Below are 22,873 nucleotides of genomic sequence, written 5' to 3'. Positions count from 1 at the left end.
CGCGCTCGGCCGCACGCGTCAGGCGGGCGTCAGTCGCGGCGTGTGCGTACGGGCGCTTCCTGCGGCTTCTGCCGCGCTTCGAGCCACATCGCATTGACGATGCCGAACGACAGCGCGACGCCGATACCGAGAATCCAGCTGAAATACCACATGATCCGACTCCTTGCGAAACGGTGGGCGAGGGCGCGGGTGCGCCCCGGCCCGGTTCTTCAATACATCGAGTGCTTGTTGTCCTCGAGCGTCTGGCGCGTGACCTTGCCGCGCATCACGCGATACACCCAGCTCGTGTAGAGCAGCACGATCGGCAGGAACACGATCACCGCGAACAGCATGACCTGCAGCGTCATGTGGCTCGACGTCGAATCCCATACGGTCAGGCTGCTGCGCGGGTCGAGCGACGACGGCATGATGAACGGGAACATCGAGAAGCCCGCGGTCAGGATCACGCCGGCGATCATCAGCCCCGTGCAGAAGAAGGCTGTCTTCTCCTGCTTCGAGCCGGCCAGCAGCATCGCGAGCAGGCCGCCCGCGATGCCGACGACGGGCGCCGCGATCATCCACGGGAATTCGCCGTAGTTCGCGAGCCACAGGCCCGAACCGGCGGCGACTTCCTTGAGCAGCGGGTTCGCGACGGAGTCGGTCGGCGCGGCGTGCGTGATGTGGAAGCCGCCGACATACGATGCGATCAGCACGCCGGCCAGCGCGAACAGCACGACCGCGAGGAACGACGCCACGCGCAGCGCGATCGATGCGCGGCGCGCGATCACGCCGTCGGTCTTCATCTTGATGAACGCGGCGCCGTGCGCGACGAGCATCGTGAGGCTGACGAGCCCGCACAGCAGCGCGAACGGGTTCAGCAGCGCCCAGAAGCCGCCGTAGTAGGTCACGCGCAGGTCGCTGTCGAACTTGAACGGCACGCCTTGCAGCAGGTTGCCGAACGCGACGCCGAACACGAGCGCCGGCACGAAGCCGCCGACGAACAGGCCCCAGTCCCAGCCCGCGCGCCAGCGCGGGTCGGGCCGCTTGCTGCGGTAGTCGAAGCCCACCGGCCGGAAGAACAGCGCGAACAGCACGAGCAGCATCGCGAAGTAGAAGCCGGAGAACGACGCCGCGTAGACGAGCGGCCAGGCGGCGAACATCGCGCCGCCGGCCGTGATCAGCCACACCTGGTTGCCTTCCCACGTCGCGCCCACCGTGTTGACGATAATGCGGCGCTCGTCGTCGGTCTTGCCGAGGAACGGCAGCAGCGCGGTCGCGCCCATGTCGAAGCCGTCGGTGACGGCGAAGCCGATCAGCAGCACGCCGACGAGCAGCCACCAGATCAGCTTGAGAGTTGCATAGTCCATAGCGATTCCTTGTTCCGTTTCAGGTGCGTGCTCACGCCGGGGCGCGCTCGCTGGCGGCCGCGAGTTCGTGGTGATAGCGGCCGGTATGCAGCGACGACGGGCCGAGGCGCGCGTACTTGAACATCAGCTTGATCTCGATGACGAACAGGGCGGTGTAGAACAGGATGAAGCCCGCGAGACTCAGGTACAGGTCGGACGGCTGCAGGCTCGACGCGGACAGGTGCGTCGGCAGCACGCCGGCGATCGTCCACGGCTGGCGGCCGAGCTCGGCGACGATCCAGCCGAATTCGATCGCGATCCACGGCAGCGGGATCGCCCACACCGCATAGCGCAGGAACCAGCGACGGTTGTCCTGCAGCAGTTCGCGGCGCGCGCAGAACCAGAACGCGGCAATGAACGTCGCGACGAACAGGAAGCCGAGCGCCACCATGATCCGGAACGAGAAGAACACGGGCGCGACCGGCGGGATCGTCTTCTTCGCGGCGGCCTTGATCTGCTCGGGCGTCGCATCGACCACATTCGGCGTGAACTGCTTGAGCATCAGCCCGTAGCCGAGATACTGCTTGTGCTGGTCGAACAGCGCGCGCGTCGCGTCGCTCGTGTCGCCTTGCTTGATCTTCTGCAGTGCGCCGTACGCGACCATCCCGCTCTGGATGTGCTCCTCGCTGTGCTTCGCGAGCTCGCGCAGGCCGATCACCGGTTCGTCGATCGAGCGCGTCGCGATCAGGCCGAGCGCGTACGGGATCTTGATCGCGTAGTCGGTGCGCTGTTCTTCCTGGTTCGGAATCCCGATCAGTGTGAACGATGCGGGCGCCGGCTGCGTTTCCCATTCGGATTCGATCGCGGCGAGCTTCATCTTCTGCACTTCGCCGGTCGTATAGCCCGATTCGTCGCCGAGCACGATCACGCACAGCGTTGCCGCGAGGCCGAAACCGGCCGCGACCGCGAACGAGCGCAGCGCGAAGTCGATGTCGCGTTTCTTCAGCAGGTACCACGACGACACGCCGAGCACGAACATCGCCGCCGACACGTAGCCGGCCGACACCGTGTGCACGAACTTCACCTGCGCGACGGGGTTGAACAGCACGTCGAACAGACTCGTCATCTCCATACGCATCGTCTGGTAGTTGAACTCGGCACCGACCGGGTTGTTCATCCAGCCGTTCGCGACGAGGATCCACAGCGCGGACAGGTTCGAGCCGAGCGCGACGAGGAACGTGACCAGCAGGTGCTTGACCTTCGACAGGCGGTTCCAGCCGAAGAAGAACAGGCCGACGAACGTCGATTCGAGGAAGAACGCCATCAGGCCTTCGACCGCGAGCGGCACGCCGAAGATGTCGCCGACATAGTGCGAGTAGTACGACCAGTTCGTGCCGAACTGGAATTCGAGCGTGATGCCGGTGGTCACGCCCATCGCGAAGTTGATCCCGAACAGCTTGCCCCAGAACTGGGTCATGTCCTTGTAGACCTGTTTGCCGGTCATCACGTAGACGGCTTCCATGATGACGAGCAGCCAGGACAGGCCGAGCGTCAACGGCACGAACAGGAAGTGGTAGAGCGCCGTGATGCCGAACTGCAGACGTGACAGATCGACGACTTCACTACTTATCATGGTGGTCTCCCTCGGTAGATGCAGGCGCCGGCACCGAGAGCAGCTTCTCGGCGACGGCGGCAGGCGGAAGCGACATGTGCTCGGCCTGCGGATGATTGAAGAATGCGTATTTGAGCGACATCAGGAGGATCAGCTTGACGATCAGCACCAGGGTGATGTCGCGGGCGAGGGTCGGGCCGCGTGCCCACGCGGCGATGCGCGCGCGCCAGCCGATCGTGCCGGCCGGCCGCGGGGGAGGCGGCGGCGCAGGCTCTTTATTGATCGAGATCAAGGCGATTATCCTGAATCGATTTAGGACGGATTTGGGGCGACTTTACGTCGGATTTATGACGGCCGTGAAGCTGTTTTAATCCTTTTGCGCCTGACATGCCAATTTTAAAAGGACGGCTTTCCGATGCCGAGTGCTGCGCTGCGGCAGACCGTCGCGAAACGCGGGGCAAAAGTTGAGGCAGATCAAGGTTATGCGGAAGGGGCCCGCAAACGGCCTAATACCTGATGAATCAGGTCAATTAATCAGTAGAGAAAAGGGCGGAGAAAAGGGCGGTGAAACGCGTGTACCAGCGCGTGAAAGCATGCGAAAAAGACGGGCGAAAAAAAACCGCTGCCGGGCAGGCAGCGGTTTTTGATGAAGCGCTCTAAATCGCGGCGATTTACGCGTATTCGGCGAGGGCAGTGCGCATCTTTTTCATGGCGCTCGCCTCGATCTGACGGATGCGTTCCGCCGACACGCCGAATTCGGCCGCGAGATCGTGCAGCGTCGAGCCGCCCGAGCCGTCGTCGTCGACGTGCAGCCAGCGCGCCTCGATGATGCGGCGGCTGCGCGCGTCGAGTGCCTCGAGTGCCTGCGCGATGCCGTCCGTCTGCAGCATGTCGCGCTGACGTGCGGCGATCACGGCGGTCGGCTCGTTGTGCGAGTCGGCCAGGTAGGCGATCGGCGCGTACGACTCCTCGCCGTCTTCCACCTGCCCTTCGAGCGCGATGTCGCCGCCCGACAGGCGCGTTTCCATCTCGGTCACGTCTTCGCGCTTGACGTTGAGTTCCTGCGCGAGGCCGTCGATTTCCTCGGGCGTCATCGCCTGCATGGACTTCTTGTGGCTGCGCAGGTTGAAGAACAGCTTGCGCTGCGCCTTCGTCGTCGCGACCTTCACCATGCGCCAGTTGCGCAGGATGTACTCGTGAATCTCGGCCTTGATCCAGTGAATCGCGTACGACACGAGACGCACGTTCTGCGCCGGATCGAAGCGCTTCACGGCCTTCATGAGGCCGATGTTGCCTTCCTGGATCAGGTCGCCGTGCGGCAGGCCGTAGCCGAGATAGTTGCGCGCGATCGACACGACCAGACGCAGGTGCGACAGCACGAGGCGGCGCGCCGAGTCGAGGTTGTTGCCTTCGCGGAATTCGGTTGCGTACTGGCGTTCCTCTTCGGCGGTCAGCAGCGGGATGCGGTTGACGGCCTGGATATACGCGTCGATGTTGCCGAGCTGGCCGGGCAACATCGATTGGGCTGCGAGCGCCAGCGAGCCTGCCGATTCGGCCTTGGCCGGCGTCGGGCTCAGGGTATTCGGGAGGGTCAGGGCGTTGCTCACTAAAAACTCCTTTGGAATCAGGGACAAACCCCCGGCATCGAATGAAATTCCGTGGGCCATCTTAGCACTCCCGCAAGACGAGTGCTAATTCCTTAGAGCGGGCGTGGACATCCGAGTTCCCGTTTTTCTATCAAGAAAGTCGAGTCGATAGTCTAATCTGCGACAGAGGGCGCGGCGCCAAGTTCCGTAAACCATTGTTTCTGATGGTAATCAGTAGACGATTTCGATTTTTGTCGTTTTGGAAGGAAGCCATTTCGCTTCGTGATGCCGATCGGAAAAGTCCTTTACCATACCATTCAGTTCGCTCGGGCCATGCCGTCGCGGCAGGCTCCATTCAACCCAAAAAGTTGGAGTGTCAGATGAACAATAAGAAGAATCGCCGGCCCCGCAGCCGGCTTGCGCTGCATGCGTTACTGGCGGCGTCGCTTCTGGGCGGATCGGGTGCGGCGTTCGCGGATCGATGGGGGATCCAGGCGGGCGGCGGGTTTTCGGATCGTCGCGGGATCGACAAGGGCGATCTCGGCGTTGTATGGGATCCGGGCTGGAACTGGTGGCAAGTCGGCGGCTGGCACTTCGCGTTCGTCGTCGAAGGGCACGTCGGCTACTGGCACACGGGCGGCAACGTCCACAGCAGCATCGGCGAATTCGGCGTGACGCCGATGTTCCGCTTCATCAAGAGCGCGGGGGAGATTCGTCCGTTCATCGAGGCCGGCGGCGGCGTCCGGCTTCTGACTCATCCGACGATTTCGAACAATTTCTCGCTGTCGACCGCGTTCCAGTTCGCACCGACCGCGGGCGTCGGCGTGCAGTTCGGCCAACGGCAACAGTATCAGGTCGGCTACCGTTTTGAACATGTGTCTAACGCGGGTATCAAAGAGCCGAATCCTGGTATAAATTTCCACCAGTTCTACGTGCAATACAACTTCTGATCCGCACGCCCGCGCACGCGGGCGCGTTGCCGAGGAGTCAGGCGATGGCGAAGGTGGTCGATGCGATCCGCGCGCTCGAGCGCGATCGGTTCCGGGCGATGGTGGACGGGGACGGTGAGGCGCTCGGCGCGCTGCTGTCGGACAAGGTGTTCTTCGTGCACACCAACGGCAAACGTGAAACCAAGCAGCAGTTCATCGATGCCATCGTCGCCGGCCGCCGCCGCTATCGCCAGATCGAAATCCAGTCGCAGGACGTGCTGCCGGTCGGCGGCGAAACCTGCATCGTCACCGGGCGCGCGTTGATCGAGATGGAAACGAACAACGGCGGCCTGGTCTTTCCGATTGCCTATACGTGCGTCCATACCGAGGAGCAGGGGCGCTGGTGCCTGCTCGCGTGGCAGGCGACGCGGTGCGCGACCGAGACATGAGCGCGCGTGGCGCTCCTTTTCATGTCCCCAACCGGGCGGCCTTCTGGGCCGCTTTTTGCTGGCCCGTGCGGCGCGGATCGCGCGGCGCACGGGCGGTCACGTCCCGCTCGCTGACGTCCAACCCTGATTCGATGCCCGGCCGTCAGGCCGCCGCGCGGCGGTCCGTGCAGTGCCAGGCCGAACGGTTGATGGCGCTGACGACGGCGTCGAGCGCGGCGCTCGCCGCATCGGCATGCAGGCCGACACCGTGCCGCAGCGGCGCATCGCCGAACCGGCAGCCGACCGATACCGCGAACCGTCCGTCCGTCGTACGCACGGATTCGCACGACGCGACATCGATCGCGGCGCCGGCCGCCGCCGCGAAGGCCGCGGCGAAACGTCGCGCGGTGTCCTCGGGCATCGCATCGGCGGCGGGTGCCGCCGCCGCGATCTCGCGGTTCTGCCAGCGCGCCCCGCTGCCGTGGCGCGCGGCCGGGCCGTCGGTCTCGAAGAATTCGCGCGCAAACAGCGCGCAGATCGCATCGCCCGTCACTTCCTCGCCGGACGCGTCGGCGAGCGTCTGCACCGCGTGGCTGAATTCGATCTGCACGCGGCGCGTCGGTGTGAAGCCCATTCCGCGTTCGAGCAGGAACGTCGCGCCGCCCTTGCCGGACTGGCTGTTTACGCGGATCACCGCGTCATAGCTGCGGCCGAGGTCGGCCGGGTCGATCGGCAGGTACGGCACTTCCCAGACCGCGTCGGGGCGCTGCTGAGCGAAGCCCTTGCGGATCGCGTCCTGGTGCGAGCCCGAGAACGCGGTGAATACGAGGTCGCCCGCATACGGGTGGCGCGGATGCACGGGAATCTGGTTGCAGCGCTCGACGACGCGGCGCACCGCGTCGATGTCGGAGAAGTCGAGGCCCGGGTCGATGCCCTGCGTGTAGAGGTTCAGCGCGAGCGTGACGAGGTCGACGTTGCCGGTGCGCTCGCCGTTGCCGAACAGGCAGCCCTCGATGCGGTCGGCGCCCGCGAGCAACGCGAGTTCGGCTGCCGCGACCGCAGTGCCGCGATCGTTGTGAGGATGCACGGACAGCACGATGCTGTCGCGATACGCGAGGTTGCGGTCCATCCATTCGATCTGGTCGGCAAACACGTTCGGGCTCGCGGCTTCGACCGTGGCCGGCAGGTTGACGATCATCTTGTGGTCGCGGGTCGGGCGCCACGTCTGCGCGACCGCGTCGCAGATCTCGCGTGCGAACGTCAGCTCGGTCATGCTGAAGGTTTCCGGCGAGTACTGGAAGGTCCACTGCGTGTCGGGGCGCGCGGCCGCGTGTTCCTTGATGATGCGCGTGCCGTCGATCGCGAGCGCCTTCACGTCGTGTTTCGACATCCCGAACACGATGCGACGGAACGACGGGCAGACCGCGTTGTAGAGGTGCACGATCGCGCGCGGCACGCCTTCGAGCGCGTCGAACGTGCGGGCGATCAGGTCTTCGCGCGCCTGCACGAGCACCTCGATCGTCACGTCGTCTGGAATCCGCTTGTCGTCGATCAGCTTGCGGACGAAATCGAAGTCGGTTTGCGACGCCGACGGAAAACCGACTTCGATCTCCTTGAACCCGATCGCAACCAGCATCTCGAAGAATTCGAGCTTCTGCTCGATGCTCATCGGCTCGATCAGCGACTGGTTGCCGTCGCGCAGGTCGGTGCTCATCCATACGGGCGCGCGCTCGATGGTGCGCGACGGCCATTTTCGGCCATTGAGGCGGACGGGCTCGAACGGACGGTACTTGTCTTGCGGATTGCGCTGCATCTTCTGGACCTCGGGTCTCAAGTCGCGAGCGAAGACGGGCGGCATGGGCGACGGTTGGCGCTGCCTCGCACCGCCGCGCGCAATTGCGCCGCGGATGCGGATGATCTTCGCGAATCGGCCGACGGATAGACGGACGAATGCTGACGACTTCGGTTGTAAAAACTACGAGAGGGGTACTGCGAGGAACTGCTGGGAGGGACCGTGCGGACAGCACACGGCGCTACGACAGCCTTAGGCTAGTCGTAGCGATAGCGGCCGCGCTAGGCGGCCGGAGGTAATTCGGAGGGTGTTCGGAAAGGAACGCATGGCGACCACTCTATGCCAGGATGCGGCAGTGTGTCAAATGGTCGGGATAAAGGGGCGGGTCGTCAGCGCGCGATACGGGCGATCTGCACGATCGTCGCGACCTGCCGCGCAACGGTGTCCGGCACCGGCACCTCGCCGCGCAGCACGGCGTCCGTCCACGCGGCCGTGGTCGCCGCATCGCGCGATTCGGGCAGCGCGACGGGCGGCGCATCGGTCGACGAACGTTCGGCCTCGATCAGCGTGTCGCACACGCCGTCGTGCAGCCAGTCGACCTGCACCTGGCGCCGCGTGTCGGCGACGGCTTCGCCCTCGGTGCCGCGCGCGAGCAGCGCGCCGCCGAGCGCGGCGTCCGGATGATCGCGGAACAATTGCGCGAGGCTGTCGCGGTACGGCGGATGCGTGTAGTTGACGAGCCGCAGGCCGGCCGGAGCGAACGGCTGCAGGATCTTCACGAGCGTGTGCGTCGAGTTGCGCACGCCGAGTACGCTGCGCATCGACAGCAGGTGTGCAATCCGCGGCGCCAGGACTTCGATCGGCGCGAATGCGACGCGGCGCTCGGCCAGCGTGTCCTCGATCGCATCGTGCGACGTCGACGGCGCGAGCGACAGCGCGGAAAAGATCTCCGCGCTCGTCACGCGGCCCGGATCGCGCGCCACGCCGTGCACGAGCACCGGCACGCCTTCGCGCGCGAGCAGCAGCGCGAGCAGCGGCACGAGGTTCGGCTGCTTGCGCGCCCCGTTGTAGCTCGGGATTGCCACGGGGCGGAACGCGGCGTCCTGCACGCGCACGGGCTCGAACGACGCTTGCGCGGCGGCGAGCATCGCGGCCAGTTCGTCGGCGGATTCGCCCTTCAGCCGATAGGCGATCAGGATCGCGCCGAGTTCGACGTCCGACACGCGTGCGTCGAGCATCGCGCGATACAGCTCGAACGTGTCCTCGGCGGACAGCGCGCGCGCGCCGTGCGGGCCGCGGCCGATTTCCTTGATGAAGCGGGCGCACGGGAACGGAGCGGTGGCGGGATCGAGGGAAGCGGTCATCGGGGCGTGGGGCGGGCGGCCGGCATCGGGCCGCGCGGTGAGCGGTGAGGAATGCCCCGAGTATCGCACGGGCGCGGCCGCGCATCGTGCCGCGCTACACTCTGGGTCCCGGCGGTGCGCGCGCCGGCTGCGCCGCGCCCGTGCCGTTGCCGGCCGAATACGACTACGAGAGACATCCCATGAAGCTCTACAGCTATTTCCGCAGTTCCGCGTCGTACCGTGTGCGGATTGCCTTGAACCTGAAGCAGCTGCCGTTCGACTACGTCCCCGTGCACATGCTGCGCGACGGCGGCGAGCAACTGAAGGACGCGTACCGCGCGCTGAATCCGGACGCGGTCGTGCCGACGCTGATCGACGACGAGGCGACGCTGCAGCAGTCGCTCGCGATCATCGAATATCTCGAGGAAACCCATCCCGAGCCCGCGCTGCTGCCGACGCAGCCGGTCGATCGCGCGTACGTGCGTGCGGTCGCGCTGCAGGTGGCGTGCGAAATCCATCCGCTCAACAACCTGCGCGTGCTGAAGTACCTGAAGCACACGCTGCAGGTGCCCGAGGAGGCGAAGAACGCGTGGTACCGGCACTGGATCGAGGCCGGTTTCGAGACGCTCGAGACGCGCCTCGCGAACGATCCGCGCACCGGCAAGCTGTGCTTCGGCGACACGCCGACGCTCGCCGACGTGTGCCTCGTGCCGCAGGTGTTCAACGCGAACCGCTTCTCGATCGATACCACGCGCTATCCGACGATCCAGCGGATCGTCGACCATGCCGCGACGCTCGACGCATTCAAGGCCGCCGAGCCGGGCGTGCAGCCCGACGCGGAATGAGCGCGGCGCGCCCGCCGCGAACGTGAGCGGGCGCGCATGAAAAAGGGCGCCCGAAGGCGCCCCGTGCGATGCGTGCCGGTGAGGTTCAGCCGAGCAGCGCGTCCGCGAATTCCACGGCGCTGAACGGCTGCAGGTCCTCGACCTTTTCGCCGACGCCGATGAAGTAGACGGGCACCGGGCGTTGCCGCGCGATCGCGGCGAGGATCCCGCCCTTCGCGGTACCGTCGAGCTTCGTGACGATCAGGCCTGTGAGGCCGAGCGCGTCGTCGAATGCCTTCACCTGCGTGAGCGCGTTCTGGCCGGTGTTCGCGTCGATCACCAGCAGCACCTCGTGCGGTGCGCCGTCGTGCGCCTTCGAAATCACGCGCTTCACCTTCTTCAACTCTTCCATCAGGTGGAGCTGCGTCGGCAGGCGGCCGGCCGTGTCGGCCATCATCACGTCGATCTTGCGCGCGCGCGCGGCGCTCACCGCGTCGAAGATCACCGCGGCCGGATCGCCGCTTTCCTGCTGCACGACCGTCACGTTGTTGCGCTCGCCCCAGATCGCGAGCTGCTCGCGTGCGGCCGCGCGGAACGTGTCGCCCGCGGCCAGCAGCACCGACTGGTCGAAGCTCTGCAGATGCTTCGCGAGCTTGCCGATGCTGGTCGTCTTGCCCGCGCCGTTCACGCCGGTGATCATCATCACGAGCGGTTGCGCGCGGCCGAGCATCAGCGATTTCTCGAGCGGCGTCAGCAGCTCGACGAGCAGGTCGTGCAGCGCGTCCTTCACCTGCTGCGGGTCGGTCAGCCGGGCCGTGCGCACTTTTTCGCGCAGCGCGCCGAGCAGGTACTCGGTTGCATCGACACCCGCGTCGGACATCAGCAGCGCGGCTTCGAGCTCCTCGTACAGGTCCTCGTCGATCTTCGTGTTGACGAAGACGCCGGTGATGCTCGAGCCCGTTTTCGCGAGCCCCGTTTTCAGGCGCGCGAGCCACGACTTCTTCGCGGAGGCGTCCTGCAGCGGCGGCGGGACGATCTCGACCGTCTCGACGACTTCGTTGCGGCCGTCGTTGGTCGGCGTGACCGTCATCACGACGGCCGGCGCGGCCGGTTGCGCGGGCGCCTGCGGCACAGCGGCCGCGGGCGGCGCCTCGAGCACGGGCGTCGCATCGGACGGCTCGTCCGCTTGCTGCGCGTCGGCCGATTGCGATTCCGCCGGATCGGGCTCCTGCGATTTCTTGAATCGTTTGAAGAAACTGAACATGGTCTGACGTCGGGAAGAGGGCAGGCCCGCCGAGAGGGGCGGGGCGCCGGACGGGCCGTTCTGCGTTCGCGCGGGCGCGGCGCACGGCGGCCGAAACCGTGCATTTTATCAGTGCGGCGTGGCGCTCGCGTCAGTGCGCGCTGCCGCTGTGGTAACGTGCGCCTGTTTGGCGGTGCGCCCCTGTGCGTACCCGGTCCCTCCGTCGTCGATATTCCGTATGTCCCGTTCCTCTTCCGGCCGCCCGGCGGCCCCTCCTGCCCGCGGCAAGCCGCACACGATCCGCATCATCGGCGGCGACTGGAAGCGCACGCCGCTCGCGGTGCTCGATCTCGACGGCCTGCGGCCGACGCCTGATCGCGTGCGCGAGACGCTGTTCAACTGGCTCGGCCAGGATCTCGAAGGCCGCCGCTGCCTCGACCTGTTCGCGGGCACCGGCGCGCTCGGCTTCGAGGCGGCATCGCGCGGCGCCGCGAGCGTCGTAATGGTCGAACGCCACCCGCGCGCCGCGCAGCAGCTGCGGGCGATCAAGGACAAGCTCGGCGCGCGCGCGGTCGAAGTTGCCGAGGCCGACGCGCTGCGGCTCGCGGCCGGGCTCACGCCGGGTGCGTTCGACGTGGTGTTCCTCGATCCGCCGTTCGGTGAGCCGGCCGTGCTCGATCGTGCGATCGCGCTGGCGGCGCCGCTCGTCGCGGCGGGCGGTGCGCTGTACGTCGAAACGGGGGCGGAACTCGACCCCGTCGCGCACGAGGCGCTCGCAGGCTGGCAGGTGGAGAAGCACGGCAAGGCAGGTGCGGTTCACTATCATTTGCTGCGGCGCGAAAATGATGAATAATGCGCGTTCCATACGAGGCGGCGCGCCGCAAAGGCGACGCATGCCCATCTCGGCAGTGGCGTGCGCATCGCGCGGCTGCCATCCCGTTTGCGTGATGACAGGAGGAGCGACATGGTAGTCGCCGTGTATCCCGGTACGTTCGATCCGCTGACACGCGGGCACGAAGACCTCGTGCGGCGTGCGTCGAGCATTTTTGATACGCTGGTTGTGGGCGTCGCCGACAGCCGCGCGAAAAAGCCGTTCTTCTCGCTCGAAGAACGTCTGACGATTGCGAACGAGGTGCTCGGCCATTATCCGAACGTGAAGGTGATGAGTTTCACCGGCCTCCTGAAGGATTTCGTCCGGACCAACAATGCACGCGTGATCGTGCGCGGCCTGCGCGCCGTGTCCGATTTCGAATATGAGTTCCAGATGGCAGGGATGAACCGCTACCTGCTGCCCGACGTCGAGACGATGTTCATGACGCCGTCCGATCAGTACCAGTTCATCTCGGGGACGATCGTGCGCGAAATCGCACAGTTGGGCGGCGATGTCAGCAAGTTCGTGTTCCCGTCCGTCGAGAAGTGGCTGACCGAGAAAGTGACGGCGATGGGAGGCCCTGCCGCGTAATGCGGCGCCGGCCGGTTTCGTTGCGAAGCCGGCCGCCGGCCTGAAGAAGTGAGATCAGTATGGCTTTGATGATTACCGACGAGTGCATCAATTGCGACGTGTGCGAGCCCGAGTGCCCGAACGGCGCGATTTCGATGGGCCCGGACATTTACGTGATCGACCCGAACAAGTGCACCGAGTGCGTCGGCCATTTCGACGAACCGCAGTGCCAGCAAGTGTGTCCGGTCGAATGCATTCCGCGCGATCCGCAGCATGACGAATCGCACGCGCAATTGATGGAGAAGTATCACGCGTTGATCGCCGTGAAGGGCGACGACGCGTCGTGACCCGGCGGTGACGCGCGCCCGTTGATTGGCGAGCGCGCGCTCCGCTTTCAGATCGGCGCCGCCCGGGCGCCGGTTCTTCCTGATCAGGCCAGCAACTCGCGCAACGCCGCGACGAGCGCGTCGCATTCGGCGTCGGTGCCGACCGTGATGCGCAGGTGCTGGTCGATCCGCGGCAGCCGGAAGTGTCGCACGAAAATTTCCCGTTCCTTCAGTTTCGCCGCGATCGTGCCTGCATCGTGCGCGGGATGGCGTGCGAACACGAAATTCGCGGCCGACGGCACGATGTCGAAGCCGAGCGCGTCGAGCGCATGCGTGAGCCGCGTCCGGCTGTCGACCACGCGCCGGCAGGTCGCGTCGAAATAGTCGGTGTCTTCATACGCGGCCTGCGCCGCGACCTGCGCGAGCCGGTCGAGCGGATAGGAGTTGAAGCTGTCCTTCACGCGGTTCAGCGCGTCGATCAGCGCCGCGTCGCCGAACGCGAAGCCGACGCGCATGCCCGCGAGCGAGCGCGCTTTCGACGTCGTGTGCACGACGAGCAGATTCGGATGACGGTCGATCAGCGTAATCGCCGACTGCGCACCGAAATCGACGTACGCCTCGTCGATCACGACGACCGACGACGGATTCGCGGCCGCGATCCGCTCGACGTCCGAGAGCGGCAGCGCGCGCCCGGTCGGCGCATTCGGATTCGGAAACAGCACGCCGCCGGCGTCGTCGAGATAGTCTTCGACGCGGATCGAGAAGTCGTCCGCGAGCGGCACGATCGTGGTCTCGATGCCGTACAGGCGCGCGTAGGTTGGATAGAAGCTGTACGTGATGTCCGGAAAGCGCAGCGGCCGGTCATGCTTGAGCAGCGCCTGGAACGTATGCGCGAGCACCTCGTCGGAGCCGTTGCCGACGAACACCTGCTCGGGTTTGATGCGGTGATGGGCCGCGACCGTCTCGCGTAGCGCACGCGCGACCGGGTCGGGATAGCGGCGCAGCGTGTCGCCGGTCGTGCCGAGTTCGCGTGCGATCGCCGCGACGACGCGCGGCGACGGCGGATAGGGATTCTCGTTGGTGTTCAGCTTGACGGGGTGCGCGAGTGCGGGCTGCTCGCCCGGCACATAAGGCACGAGTTGCTGAACGACGTCGCTCCAGTAACGGCTCACCGCTTGGCTCCTGTCGGGCAAAACGTCGAGATTACCGCATGTGCGCGTCGCGGTGGGGCGGGCGAAGCCGCCCGGCGACGCCGGACGGCCCGATGCACCGGGCCGGTGCGAGGCCAGGTCAGTTGCGATGCAGCTGCATCGTCGCGCGGTCGAGTTCGCCCTTGACGACCATCGGCATCACGGCGAGCGCGCGTTCGATCGACGCGTCGATCACGTCCTGCTCTTCGCGACGCGGCGGCTTCAGCACGAAATTCGCGACATCGGGCTTCGCGCCGGCGCGTGCGCTTTCCGGAATCAGGTCGCGCGGATGGCCGATGCCGATCCGCAGCCGCCAGTATTGCTGCGACGACAAGTGCGCGGTGATGTCCTTCAGGCCGTTGTGGCCGCCGCTGCCGCCGCCGAGCTTCAGCTTCACGGTGCCGGGCGGCAGGTCGAGCTCGTCGTGTGCGACGAGGATCTGGTCGGGCAGGATCTTGAAGAATTGAGCGAGCGCGACGACCGACTGGCCGGAGCGGTTCATGTAGGTCTGCGGCTCGAGCAGATGGACTTCCTCGCCGTGCAGGCGCGCTTTCGCGTAGAAGCCGTGGAAGCGGCGTTCGTCGCGCAGCGTCGTGCCGGCTTCGCGGGCGAGCTGGTCGATCAGCCAGAAGCCGGCGTTGTGGCGCGTCGCGGTGTATTCCGCCCCGGGATTGCCGAGGCCGACGATCAGTTTGATCATGACGTTTCGAAGGCGGCAACGGCCGCCTGGGCGCAGAAAAAGAAAAACCCGCCGGGCAAGCCGCGGCGGGTTGCGTCGACCGTTTCGAGAAACGGATCGATGGGGCGCGTAGGCAGCCGCTTAGGCAGCCGGCGTTTCGCCTTCGGCTGCGTCCGACACGGCACCAGCCGGGATCGTTGCCGATGCGACAACCGGGTTTTCCGCTTCGACGTGCGAGACCAGCGCGACGCCCTTCGGCAGCGTGATGTCCTTTGCGTGCAGCGATTGACCGGCTTCGATCTTCGACAGGTCGACTTCGAGGAACTCCGGCAGGTCAGCCGGCAGGCACTCGATTTCGATTTCCGTCGCGACGTGCGAAACGATCGCGCTCGACAGCTTCACGGCCGGGCTGACTTCTGCGTTCAGGAAGTGCAGCGGTGCCTTCGTGTGCAGCTTCTTCTTCGCGTCGACGCGCTGGAAGTCCACGTGCAGCACCAGTTGCTTGAACGGGTGGTATTGCACGTCGCGCAGCAGAACCTGTTGCGATGCGCCAGCGACTTCGAGGTCGAGGATCGACGAGTGGAAAGCTTCCTTCTTCAGGGCGTGCCACAGGGCGTTGTGATCGAGTTCGATCTTTTGCGGGGCTGCTTCGCCACCGTAAACGATACCCGTGGTCTTACCAGCGTTGCGCAGGCGGCGGCTCGCACCCGTACCTTGCTCTTGGCGCTCGAAAGCGACGACTTTCATATGATTCTCCAATAGCTGCCCGCGACCAGGCAGTAAAACGGGGCCGTCAAACGGCGGCCCCTGATGAAACGGTCGGGGTTTCGTCTATCCCGTCCGATTGTGCAAAAAGCGAAGCGTTGCCGCTTCGCTTTCCGCGCATACTTTGTTCAGTCGATTCGCGATCAGGATTCCGCGAACAGCGACATCACCGAATCGCCGCGGCGGATGCGCGAGAACGTCTCGGCCAGCAGGCTCGCGCTCGTCAGCGAGCGGATCTTCGGGCAGGCCAGCGATTCGGCCGACAGCGGGATCGTATCGGTGACGACCAGCTCGTCGAGTGCCGATGCGGCGATGCGGTCTGCTGCGCCGCCCGACAGCACGGGGTGCGTCGCATACGCGAACACCTGCTTCGCCCCGCGATCCTTCAGCACTTGTGCGGCCTTGCAGAGCGTGCCGGCCGTATCGACCATGTCGTCCATGATCACGCAGGTGCGGCCTTCGACTTCACCGATGATGTTCATCACTTCGGCGATGTTCGCCTTCGGACGACGCTTGTCGATGATCGCGAGATCGCAGTTGAGCTGCTTCGCGAGTGCCCGGGCACGCACCACGCCGCCGACGTCCGGCGACACGACGAGCAGATCCGAGTAGTTCTGCTTGCGCAGGTCACCCAGCAGGATCGGCGTTGCGTAGATGTTGTCGACCGGGATGTCGAAGAAGCCTTGAATCTGGTCGGCGTGCAGATCCATCGTGATGATCCGCTCGACGCCGGCGATTTCCAGCATGTTCGCGATGACCTTCGCCGAGATCGCGACGCGCGCCGAACGCGGGCGTCGATCCTGACGGGCATAGCCGAAGTAGGGGATGGCTGCAGTGATCCGGCCGGCGGATGCGCGCTTGAGCGCATCGACCATGATCATCAGTTCCATCAGGTTGTCGTTCGTCGGTGCGCACGTGGATTGCAGGACGAAGACGTCCTTGCCGCGCACGTTTTCCTGGATCTCGACCTGGATCTCGCCGTCGGAGAAACGGCTGACCATTGCTTTGCCGAGGGGAATACCAAGGATATTGACGACTTCCTGGGCGAGCGCGGGATTCGCGTTGCCAGTAAAGACCATCAGGCCATCATGGCTGTGGCTGCTCATCGTGCACCTGCTTCAGGCTTGGGCGGGAAATGCGGGAAAATTTTTGGCAGGGGAGGAAGGACTCGAACCCTCGCATGCCGGAATCAAAATCCGGTGCCTTGACCAACTTGGCGACTCCCCTACACTTAACTGACTGCTTCACCGAACTCGTGTAGGCCGTTCGGCAAAGTAAAACTTCATGACGCGAAAGCGAAGAGCGGATGCTCGTTCAGACTCTCGGCAACTGCGCCATTCCAACTGGCGGGCAGCTTGGCTTTCGCCGCTTCTGCCGCGTGCTTGCTGTGAAACGCTGCAAACACACTTGCTCCGGAGCCGGTCATCCTCGCGGGGGTCAAATCATACAACCATTTAACCGCCTGCGCAACTTCCGCGTACTTCCTTGTTACAACTTCCTGCATGTCGTTCCGGCCGAAGCTATCTGGCCATCCCGCATCGCTGGTTTGCTGTGCAAGAAAGTCAGCAATTGTGACGGGCTTCGTATCTCTTGTCAACAACTCATCTGAAAATATTTCAGCGGTCGGGACATGAACGCTTGGCGTCACAACCAAGAACCAGCGAGTCGGCAATTGTACCTCAGCTAATTCCTCTCCGATACCCTCTGCGAACGCATTTTTTCCAAAAATAAAAAACGGGACGTCTGCGCCGAGTTTGACCGCGAGCGACTGGAGCTCGACACGCGACAGGTCGAGCTGCCACAGGCGGTTCAGCGCGAGCAGCGTCGTCGCCGCGTCGGAGCTGCCGCCGCCGAGGCCGGCACCCATCGGCAGGCGCTTGTCGATCTCGATGTCGACGCCGTGCGCGGTGCCCGTATGCGCTTTCAGCAGGTTGGCCGCGCGTACGACGAGATCGCTTTCCTCGGGCACGCCGGGCACGTCGGTGACGCGCGCGACACGGCCGTCGTCGCGCAGCGTGAAGTGCAGCGTATCGCCCCAGTTCAGCAGCTGGAACACGCTCTGCAGATCGTGATAGCCGTTCGGGCGGCGGCCGGTGATGTGCAGGAACAGGTTGAGTTTCGCGGGCGCAAGGCAGTTGCGCAGCGAGCGGGTCGAATCGGTCATGCGTATGTCTGGGCTGGGCCGGTGCTCACTGGTCGAGCACGAGCTTGATATCGAGCGGCGGTGTCGCGCGCACGAGGTTGACGCGTTTGACGCCCGTGGCCGGGGCATCCGCGTAGGCAAGGTAGTCGATCGTCCAGCCGTCCTGGCGGATCTGCTTGACGCGCGTGCCGTCGGCCGGGTCGCGCACGGTTTCCGCTTGCGTCGCGGGTGCGGCCGTCGGCAGCAGCCAGTAGCGCAGGCCGGCGAGCGGCAGTTCGAAGCCGAGCGTTTTCTGCATCAGGTCGCCGACGTCAGGTGCGTATTGCGTCGGACGGTTCGGCAGTTCGAGGGAGGCCGCCTGCGGCGTCGATTTCACGATCGCGAGCGTCTGGCCGAGCGGGCTGCGCAGCTCGAGCGACACGTCGTCGCCGTGCTCCTGCCAGTCGAAGTTGCCGTACACGTGCTGCTGCTTGCCGAGACGGTCGTCGTACTGCACCGCGAAGCGGCCATGGTATGCGTGTGTCGCGGCCGTTTGCAGCACCGCGCCCGTCGTCGGCGCGCTGGCCGACGGCGGCGTACTCGCGCAGCCGGCCAGCGCGAGCGCCGCGCCGGCCGCGGCCAGCGTGCGCTGCGCGCGGGAGGACAGGGAAAGCTTCGGGAACATCCGCATCAGAGACCGTTGACCTGGAGGCGCTTCAGCGTCTGCACGAGCGTGTCGTTGTCGGGTTCGAGCTTCTGTGCGTCACGCCACGCGGTGCGCGCGTCGTCCTGCGCGCCGCTCTTCCACAGCACCTCGCCGAGGTGCGCGCCGATTTCGGCGTTCGGCTGCAGTTCGTACGCGCGCCGCAGGACCTTCGTCGCGCCGGCCGTGTCGCCCATCCGGTACTTCACCCAGCCGAGGCTGTCCATGATGTAGGCGTCGTTCGGCGCGAGCGTCATCGCCTTGTCGATCAGCTTGCTGGCTTCGGGCAGGCGCTGGTTGCGGTCGGCCAGCGAATAGCCGAGCGCGTTGTACGCCTGCGGGTTGTCGGGCTGCGTGCGGATCAGCTCGCGCAACTGCTTTTCCATCGTCGTGTAGTGGCCGGTCTTTTCGGCCGCCATCGCGTAGTCGTAGCGCAGGTCGGGATCGTCCGGGAAGTCCTGGACGGCCTGCCCGAGCCGTGCCTCGGCCTCCGGATAGCGTTTCGCGGTGAACAGGATCGACGCGTCGGTGCGTGCGACCACGGCCGCGTCGCGCGGATCGGTGATCGGCAGGTCGTCGAGCACCTTGCGCGCCTCGTCGGTCTTGCCCTGTTTCTGCAGCAGCTGCGCGCGCGTGATCTGCGCGGGCAGGTAGTGCTGGCTCGTCTGGTCGACCTTGTCGAGCCATTGCGACGCCTGCGCGTCGTTGTTCTGGTCGATCGCGATCTGCGCGAGGTAGATGTAGCCCTGGCCGACGTCGAGGTTCGGCTGCTTGTCGCCGAGCTGCACGTACTGCTTCAGGTAGGCGGTCGCTTCGTCGAGCTTCTTCTGCTGGATCTTGATCAGCGCGAGCGCCATCAGTGGCGTCGGATCCTTCGAGTCGAGCTTGCGCATCGTCTCGAACTGCTTCTGCGCGTCCTCGAGGCGATCGTCGGCGAGATACAGCTGCGACAACGCCAGCCGCGCATCGCGCGACTTCGGATTCTGCTGAACATATTTCTCGAACGACGCGATGCCGGCCGCGCGTTCCGCCGGGCCCATCTGCGACAGCATCAGCGCCGCAGGCAGGTAGTCGGGGCGCAGCGCCAGCGCCTGCTTCAGCGACTGCGCGGCGCCGTCCTTGTCGTCGACCGCGAGCTGTTGCCGCGCGATCGCGAGCTGTGCCTCGGGCCGGTTCATGTCGTTCTTCAGCATGTCCTTCAGCACCGCGAGGCCGCCGACGCGGTCGGAGCCGCGCACGAGCAATGCCTGCAGCGCGAGGATCGCGGGGCCGCGTGTCTCGCCGGTCGCGCGGGTCAGCTCGCGCGCGAGCATCGGCTGCGCGTCGGCCGGCTTGCCGGCGAGCACCAGCAGCGCGGCGTCGACTTGCGACGCGCGGTTCGAATCCGGCGCGTACTGGCGCCACAGGTTCGCGGCGGACAGTGCGTCGGCCGGGCTCTGCGCACCGAGCGCGATTTCGGTCGCGCGCTGCGCCATGCGCGGATCGCGCGTGTCGCGGGCGAGCGCGAGGTAGGTCTGGTAGGCCGGCGCCGGCTGGTTGCGCTGGAGCGCGACTTCGGCGGCGAGCACCTGGTAGACGATCTGGCTCGTCAGCGGTACACCGGGGAGATTCTTCTGCTCGTCCGGCATCACATGCTCGAACGCGCCCTGCGGCTCCGCGTCGTCCGATGCCGGATCCTGCGCGTGGGCCGGGAAGGCGGTGAGGGTCCAGGCGGCAAACAACGCGGCGCCGAGTGCACGGCGGACCGGGAAGGCGCGCGCGCCGCGCACGGCGGCGGGACGCTTCTGAAGCAGCTTCGAGGGCAGGGTCATGGAAATCCGTTCGATGTTTCAACCGATTGTAACGCGCTCGCTACAATACACGCACGATCGTGAATCCAGTTTCAGACCTGCAAAACATGCCAGAGTTGCCAGAAGTCGAAGTCACGCGCCGGGGCATCGAGCCCTTTGTCGCAGGCCGCCGCGTCGAGCGTGTCGACGTCCGTACCGCGATGCTGCGCTGGCCCGTGCCGGCGGGGCTCGCCGAGCAGTTGCGCGCGCGCGAGGTGATCGCCGTCGAGCGTCGCGGCAAGTATCTGCTGTTCGAGGTCGACGCCGGCTGGTTCATCGTCCATCTCGGCATGACGGGCACGCTGCGCGTGTTGCCCGCGGCCGGCGTGCCGGTCGCCGCGAAGCACGACCACATCGACTGGATCTTCGACGAATTCGTGCTGCGGTTCCGCGATCCGCGCCGCTTCGGCGCCGTGCTGTGGCACCCGCGCGAAGCGGGCGACGTGCATGCGCATCCGCTGCTCGCGAGCCTCGGTGTCGAGCCGTTCTCGCCTGCGTTCACCGGCGCGCTGCTGCACGCGCGCACGCGCGGCCGCACGGTGTCGGTCAAGCAGGCGCTGCTCGCGGGCGACATGGTCGTCGGCGTCGGCAACATCTATGCGTCGGAGAGCCTGTTTCGTGCCGGCATCCGGCCGACGACGGCCGCCGGCAAGGTTTCGCTGCCGCGCTACGAGCGGCTGGCCGACGCAGTGCGTGCGACGCTTGCCGACGCGATCGAGCGCGGCGGCAGCACGTTGCGCGATTTTGTCGGCAGCAACGGCGAAAGCGGCTACTTCCAGCTCGACTGCTTCGTCTACGACCGTGCAGGCCAGCCGTGCCGCGTATGCGGCACGCCGATCCGCCAGATCGTGCAGGGCCAGCGATCGACCTATTTCTGCCCGACCTGCCAGCGTTGAAACCTTTTTTCACGATTAGATAACTTGAAGCCGCCCCGCATCGCCCCCGCTCCGTTCCCCGTCACGCCGCTGCATCGCACGTTCGCCACGCGCCTCGTCGCGTGGCAGCGCGAGCACGGCCGCCACGACCTGCCGTGGCAGAACACCCGCGATCCATACCGGATCTGGCTGTCGGAAATCATGCTGCAGCAGACGCAGGTGTCGACCGTCATTCCGTATTACACGCGCTTTCTCGAACGCTACCCCGACGTCGCCGCGCTCGCGGCCGCGCCGACCGACGACGTGATGGCGCTGTGGGCGGGGCTCGGCTACTACTCGCGAGCGCGCAACCTGCATCGCTGCGCGCAGGTCGTCGTCGCCGAGCATGGCGGCGCGTTTCCGGCAACGCCCGACGCGCTGGCCGAACTGCCGGGCATCGGCCGCTCGACGGCCGCGGCGATCGCGTCGTTCGCCTACGGCGCGCGCGCGACGATTCTCGACGGCAACGTGAAGCGCGTACTCGCGCGCGTGTTCGGCGTCGAGGGGTTTCCGGGCGAGAAGCGTGTCGAGAACGACATGTGGGCGCTCGCCGAATCGCTGCTGCCCGACGCGGCGAACGCGGCTGACGTGAGCGCCTATACGCAGGGGCTGATGGATCTCGGCGCGACGCTGTGCGTGCGCGGCAAGCCCGATTGCGCGCGCTGCCCGTTCGCGGGCGATTGCGTCGCGCAATCCACGGGCCGCCAGCGCGAACTGCCGGCCGCGCGGCCGAAGAAGGCCGTGCCGACGCGCAAGACCTGGATGCTCGTGCTGCGCGACGGCGACGCCGTGCTGCTGGAGCGGCGGCCGCCGACCGGCATCTGGGGTGGGCTGTGGAGCCTGCCGCAAGCGGACGGCGATGCCGCACTCGCGGAACTCGCGCGCGGCTTCGGCGGTGGCGGCACGGTGCCGCTCGCGCCGCTCATGCACACGTTCACGCATTTTCGGCTGGAGATCGAGCCGCGGCTGAGCGACGTGGCGGACGGCGGAGGATTGCCTTCGTCCGCACGAGACGCCGATACCGCGTGGGTGCCGCTGAGCCGGCTCGATGCGTACGGCGTGCCGGCGCCCGTGCGCAAGCTGCTCGACGCACTGAGCGGGCCGCTGCTGTAATGAAGGGGGAAGGGCGCCGAGCTGCCCGGAAATCGCCGGGCCGGTGACGCTTACAGCCAGCCGTGCCGGTCGAGCACGTGGTGCACGGCATCGATGCGTGCGCCGACGTCCGGAAACTCCATCAGCTTTTGCCGCGCACGCAGGTCGAGCGGCAGCAGTTCCGCGAGGCGGTTCGACACCCAGCTCGGATCGTCGAGGCGGAACGGTTCGCCGAACGGCATTTTCTCCGGATCGGACTTCTTCAGCGCGTTGATGATGCGCTCGAGCACCTCGGCGCACGAACCGAATTGAGCGAGCGTCTGCTCGCCTTCGAGCGGGATGTCGTCGGGCAGCGGCTCCGCGATGCCGACCAGCAGTCCGTTGCCTTCCACGCGATACGACAGCAGCTCGAAACGCTGCGTGCCGACCGCCTGCAGATACAGCATCCCGAATTCACCGGTATCGCACTCGGTGATGCGTGCCATGCAACCGATGGTCTCCGGCACCGACACGGCGCCGTCCTGCGCGACCTCCGGCCCGCTCTTCAGCAGGCACACGCCGAACGGCGCGTCATCGCGCAGGCATGCGCGGGACATGTCGAGATAGCGCGCCTCGAACACCTTGAGCGGGAGCAGGCCTCCCGGAAACAATACCGTGTGCAGTGGAAACAGCGGCAGGTCGATCAGGGAGGTCGATAGGGAGGACATGGCGCGCTGACAAGGGAGCGGGC

At 66.0% G+C, this 22,873-nt stretch carries 24 protein-coding genes and 1 tRNA gene; 8 read left to right on the top strand and 17 right to left on the bottom strand.

Annotated features, from left to right (window positions below):
• Window positions 1–29: 29 nt before the first annotated feature.
• The 5 genes from cydX to rpoH form a co-directional block, all read right to left on the bottom strand.
• Window positions 30–152, bottom strand: coding sequence for a cytochrome bd-I oxidase subunit CydX (gene cydX, locus U5809_RS28325; RefSeq protein ID WP_166723818.1), 123 nt, complete (start codon window positions 150–152; stop codon window positions 30–32).
• Window positions 153–209: 57 nt separating this feature from the next.
• On the bottom strand, window positions 210–1,346 hold the full coding sequence (gene cydB / locus U5809_RS28320) for a cytochrome d ubiquinol oxidase subunit II (RefSeq protein WP_322088954.1): 1,137 nt from the start codon (window positions 1,344–1,346) through the stop codon (window positions 210–212).
• A gap of 31 nt (window positions 1,347–1,377) precedes the next feature.
• A complete protein-coding gene (locus U5809_RS28315; RefSeq protein WP_322088953.1) occupies window positions 1,378–2,958 on the bottom strand; it encodes a cytochrome ubiquinol oxidase subunit I in 1,581 nt (526 codons plus the stop codon).
• Complete coding sequence (gene cydP / locus U5809_RS28310) at window positions 2,948–3,235, bottom strand: cytochrome oxidase putative small subunit CydP (RefSeq protein WP_201752315.1); 288 nt, start codon at window positions 3,233–3,235, stop codon at window positions 2,948–2,950. Before cydP ends, U5809_RS28315 begins: the two co-directional genes overlap by 11 nt.
• 373 nt (window positions 3,236–3,608) lie before the next feature.
• Window positions 3,609–4,544, bottom strand: coding sequence for an RNA polymerase sigma factor RpoH (gene rpoH / locus U5809_RS28305; RefSeq protein ID WP_322088952.1), 936 nt, complete (start codon window positions 4,542–4,544; stop codon window positions 3,609–3,611).
• Window positions 4,545–4,903: 359 nt separating this feature from the next.
• Between rpoH and U5809_RS28300 the strand changes: the two genes are divergently transcribed.
• Window positions 4,904–5,473: an acyloxyacyl hydrolase gene (locus tag U5809_RS28300; protein ID WP_176049627.1), complete on the top strand. Its 570-nt coding sequence runs from the start codon at window positions 4,904–4,906 to the stop codon at window positions 5,471–5,473.
• A gap of 44 nt (window positions 5,474–5,517) precedes the next feature.
• A complete protein-coding gene (locus U5809_RS28295) occupies window positions 5,518–5,901 on the top strand; it encodes a nuclear transport factor 2 family protein (RefSeq protein ID WP_176049628.1) in 384 nt (127 codons plus the stop codon).
• A 142-nt stretch (window positions 5,902–6,043) separates the two neighbouring features.
• Here U5809_RS28295 and leuA read toward each other — a convergent pair whose 3' ends face one another.
• Entirely contained in the window at window positions 6,044–7,693 is a 1,650-nt protein-coding gene (gene leuA, locus U5809_RS28290; protein WP_322088951.1) for a 2-isopropylmalate synthase, read from the bottom strand.
• Window positions 7,694–8,061: 368 nt separating this feature from the next.
• On the bottom strand, window positions 8,062–9,036 hold the full coding sequence (gene ybiB, locus U5809_RS28285) for a DNA-binding protein YbiB (protein WP_322088950.1): 975 nt from the start codon (window positions 9,034–9,036) through the stop codon (window positions 8,062–8,064).
• A 179-nt stretch (window positions 9,037–9,215) separates the two neighbouring features.
• On the opposite strand from ybiB, the gene maiA reads away from it, so the two are divergent.
• Entirely contained in the window at window positions 9,216–9,860 is a 645-nt protein-coding gene (gene maiA / locus U5809_RS28280; RefSeq protein ID WP_322088949.1) for a maleylacetoacetate isomerase, read from the top strand.
• An 85-nt stretch (window positions 9,861–9,945) separates the two neighbouring features.
• On the opposite strand, the gene ftsY is transcribed toward maiA, so the two are convergent.
• A complete protein-coding gene (ftsY, locus tag U5809_RS28275) occupies window positions 9,946–11,103 on the bottom strand; it encodes a signal recognition particle-docking protein FtsY (RefSeq protein ID WP_322088948.1) in 1,158 nt (385 codons plus the stop codon).
• A gap of 217 nt (window positions 11,104–11,320) precedes the next feature.
• On the opposite strand from ftsY, the gene rsmD reads away from it, so the two are divergent.
• From rsmD to U5809_RS28260, 3 genes are all read left to right on the top strand, one after another.
• A complete protein-coding gene (rsmD, locus tag U5809_RS28270) occupies window positions 11,321–11,935 on the top strand; it encodes a 16S rRNA (guanine(966)-N(2))-methyltransferase RsmD (protein WP_322088947.1) in 615 nt (204 codons plus the stop codon).
• Between the two features lie 111 nt (window positions 11,936–12,046).
• Window positions 12,047–12,544, top strand: coding sequence for a pantetheine-phosphate adenylyltransferase (gene coaD / locus U5809_RS28265; RefSeq protein ID WP_021163047.1), 498 nt, complete (start codon window positions 12,047–12,049; stop codon window positions 12,542–12,544).
• 59 nt (window positions 12,545–12,603) lie between these two features.
• Window positions 12,604–12,870 (top strand): YfhL family 4Fe-4S dicluster ferredoxin, encoded by a 267-nt coding sequence (locus tag U5809_RS28260; RefSeq protein ID WP_006477774.1) that lies wholly within the window; start codon window positions 12,604–12,606, stop codon window positions 12,868–12,870.
• 83 nt (window positions 12,871–12,953) lie between these two features.
• Here U5809_RS28260 and hisC read toward each other — a convergent pair whose 3' ends face one another.
• From hisC to U5809_RS28220, 8 genes are all read right to left on the bottom strand, one after another.
• A complete protein-coding gene (gene hisC / locus U5809_RS28255; RefSeq protein WP_322088946.1) occupies window positions 12,954–14,021 on the bottom strand; it encodes a histidinol-phosphate transaminase in 1,068 nt (355 codons plus the stop codon).
• Window positions 14,022–14,139: 118 nt separating this feature from the next.
• A complete protein-coding gene (pth, locus tag U5809_RS28250) occupies window positions 14,140–14,739 on the bottom strand; it encodes an aminoacyl-tRNA hydrolase (RefSeq protein WP_006477776.1) in 600 nt (199 codons plus the stop codon).
• Between the two features lie 120 nt (window positions 14,740–14,859).
• Complete coding sequence (locus U5809_RS28245; protein WP_176049635.1) at window positions 14,860–15,465, bottom strand: 50S ribosomal protein L25/general stress protein Ctc; 606 nt, start codon at window positions 15,463–15,465, stop codon at window positions 14,860–14,862.
• 161 nt (window positions 15,466–15,626) lie between these two features.
• On the bottom strand, window positions 15,627–16,589 hold the full coding sequence (locus U5809_RS28240; RefSeq protein WP_176049636.1) for a ribose-phosphate pyrophosphokinase: 963 nt from the start codon (window positions 16,587–16,589) through the stop codon (window positions 15,627–15,629).
• Between the two features lie 44 nt (window positions 16,590–16,633).
• Window positions 16,634–16,710: transfer RNA gene (locus U5809_RS28235), tRNA-Gln, on the bottom strand.
• A gap of 55 nt (window positions 16,711–16,765) precedes the next feature.
• The gene (ispE, locus tag U5809_RS28230; RefSeq protein ID WP_282506001.1) at window positions 16,766–17,647 is read right to left on the bottom strand and encodes a 4-(cytidine 5'-diphospho)-2-C-methyl-D-erythritol kinase; all 882 of its coding nucleotides are present in this window, start codon (window positions 17,645–17,647) and stop codon (window positions 16,766–16,768) included.
• 25 nt (window positions 17,648–17,672) lie between these two features.
• On the bottom strand, window positions 17,673–18,296 hold the full coding sequence (lolB, locus tag U5809_RS28225; RefSeq protein ID WP_322088945.1) for a lipoprotein insertase outer membrane protein LolB: 624 nt from the start codon (window positions 18,294–18,296) through the stop codon (window positions 17,673–17,675).
• Window positions 18,296–20,119: a tetratricopeptide repeat protein gene (locus U5809_RS28220; protein ID WP_322088944.1), complete on the bottom strand. Its 1,824-nt coding sequence runs from the start codon at window positions 20,117–20,119 to the stop codon at window positions 18,296–18,298. The genes lolB and U5809_RS28220 overlap by 1 nt, the downstream gene beginning before the upstream one ends.
• A gap of 86 nt (window positions 20,120–20,205) precedes the next feature.
• Here U5809_RS28220 and mutM point away from each other — a divergent pair, with 86 nt between their 5' ends.
• Entirely contained in the window at window positions 20,206–21,033 is an 828-nt protein-coding gene (gene mutM / locus U5809_RS28215; protein ID WP_176049640.1) for a bifunctional DNA-formamidopyrimidine glycosylase/DNA-(apurinic or apyrimidinic site) lyase, read from the top strand.
• A 24-nt stretch (window positions 21,034–21,057) separates the two neighbouring features.
• The gene (mutY, locus tag U5809_RS28210; RefSeq protein ID WP_282505998.1) at window positions 21,058–22,164 is read left to right on the top strand and encodes an A/G-specific adenine glycosylase; all 1,107 of its coding nucleotides are present in this window, start codon (window positions 21,058–21,060) and stop codon (window positions 22,162–22,164) included.
• A 50-nt stretch (window positions 22,165–22,214) separates the two neighbouring features.
• On the opposite strand, the gene U5809_RS28205 is transcribed toward mutY, so the two are convergent.
• Window positions 22,215–22,850, bottom strand: a complete 636-nt coding sequence (locus tag U5809_RS28205; RefSeq protein WP_176049642.1) for an LON peptidase substrate-binding domain-containing protein — start codon at window positions 22,848–22,850, stop codon at window positions 22,215–22,217.
• Window positions 22,851–22,873 lie beyond the last annotated feature (23 nt).

The sequence above is a fragment of the Burkholderia sp. BCC1999 genome, from assembly GCF_905339975.1.
Classification (GTDB): domain Bacteria; phylum Pseudomonadota; class Gammaproteobacteria; order Burkholderiales; family Burkholderiaceae; genus Burkholderia.
Note: the sequence above shows the minus strand (reverse complement) of the source record. Positions and strands in the feature narration are given on the sequence as shown.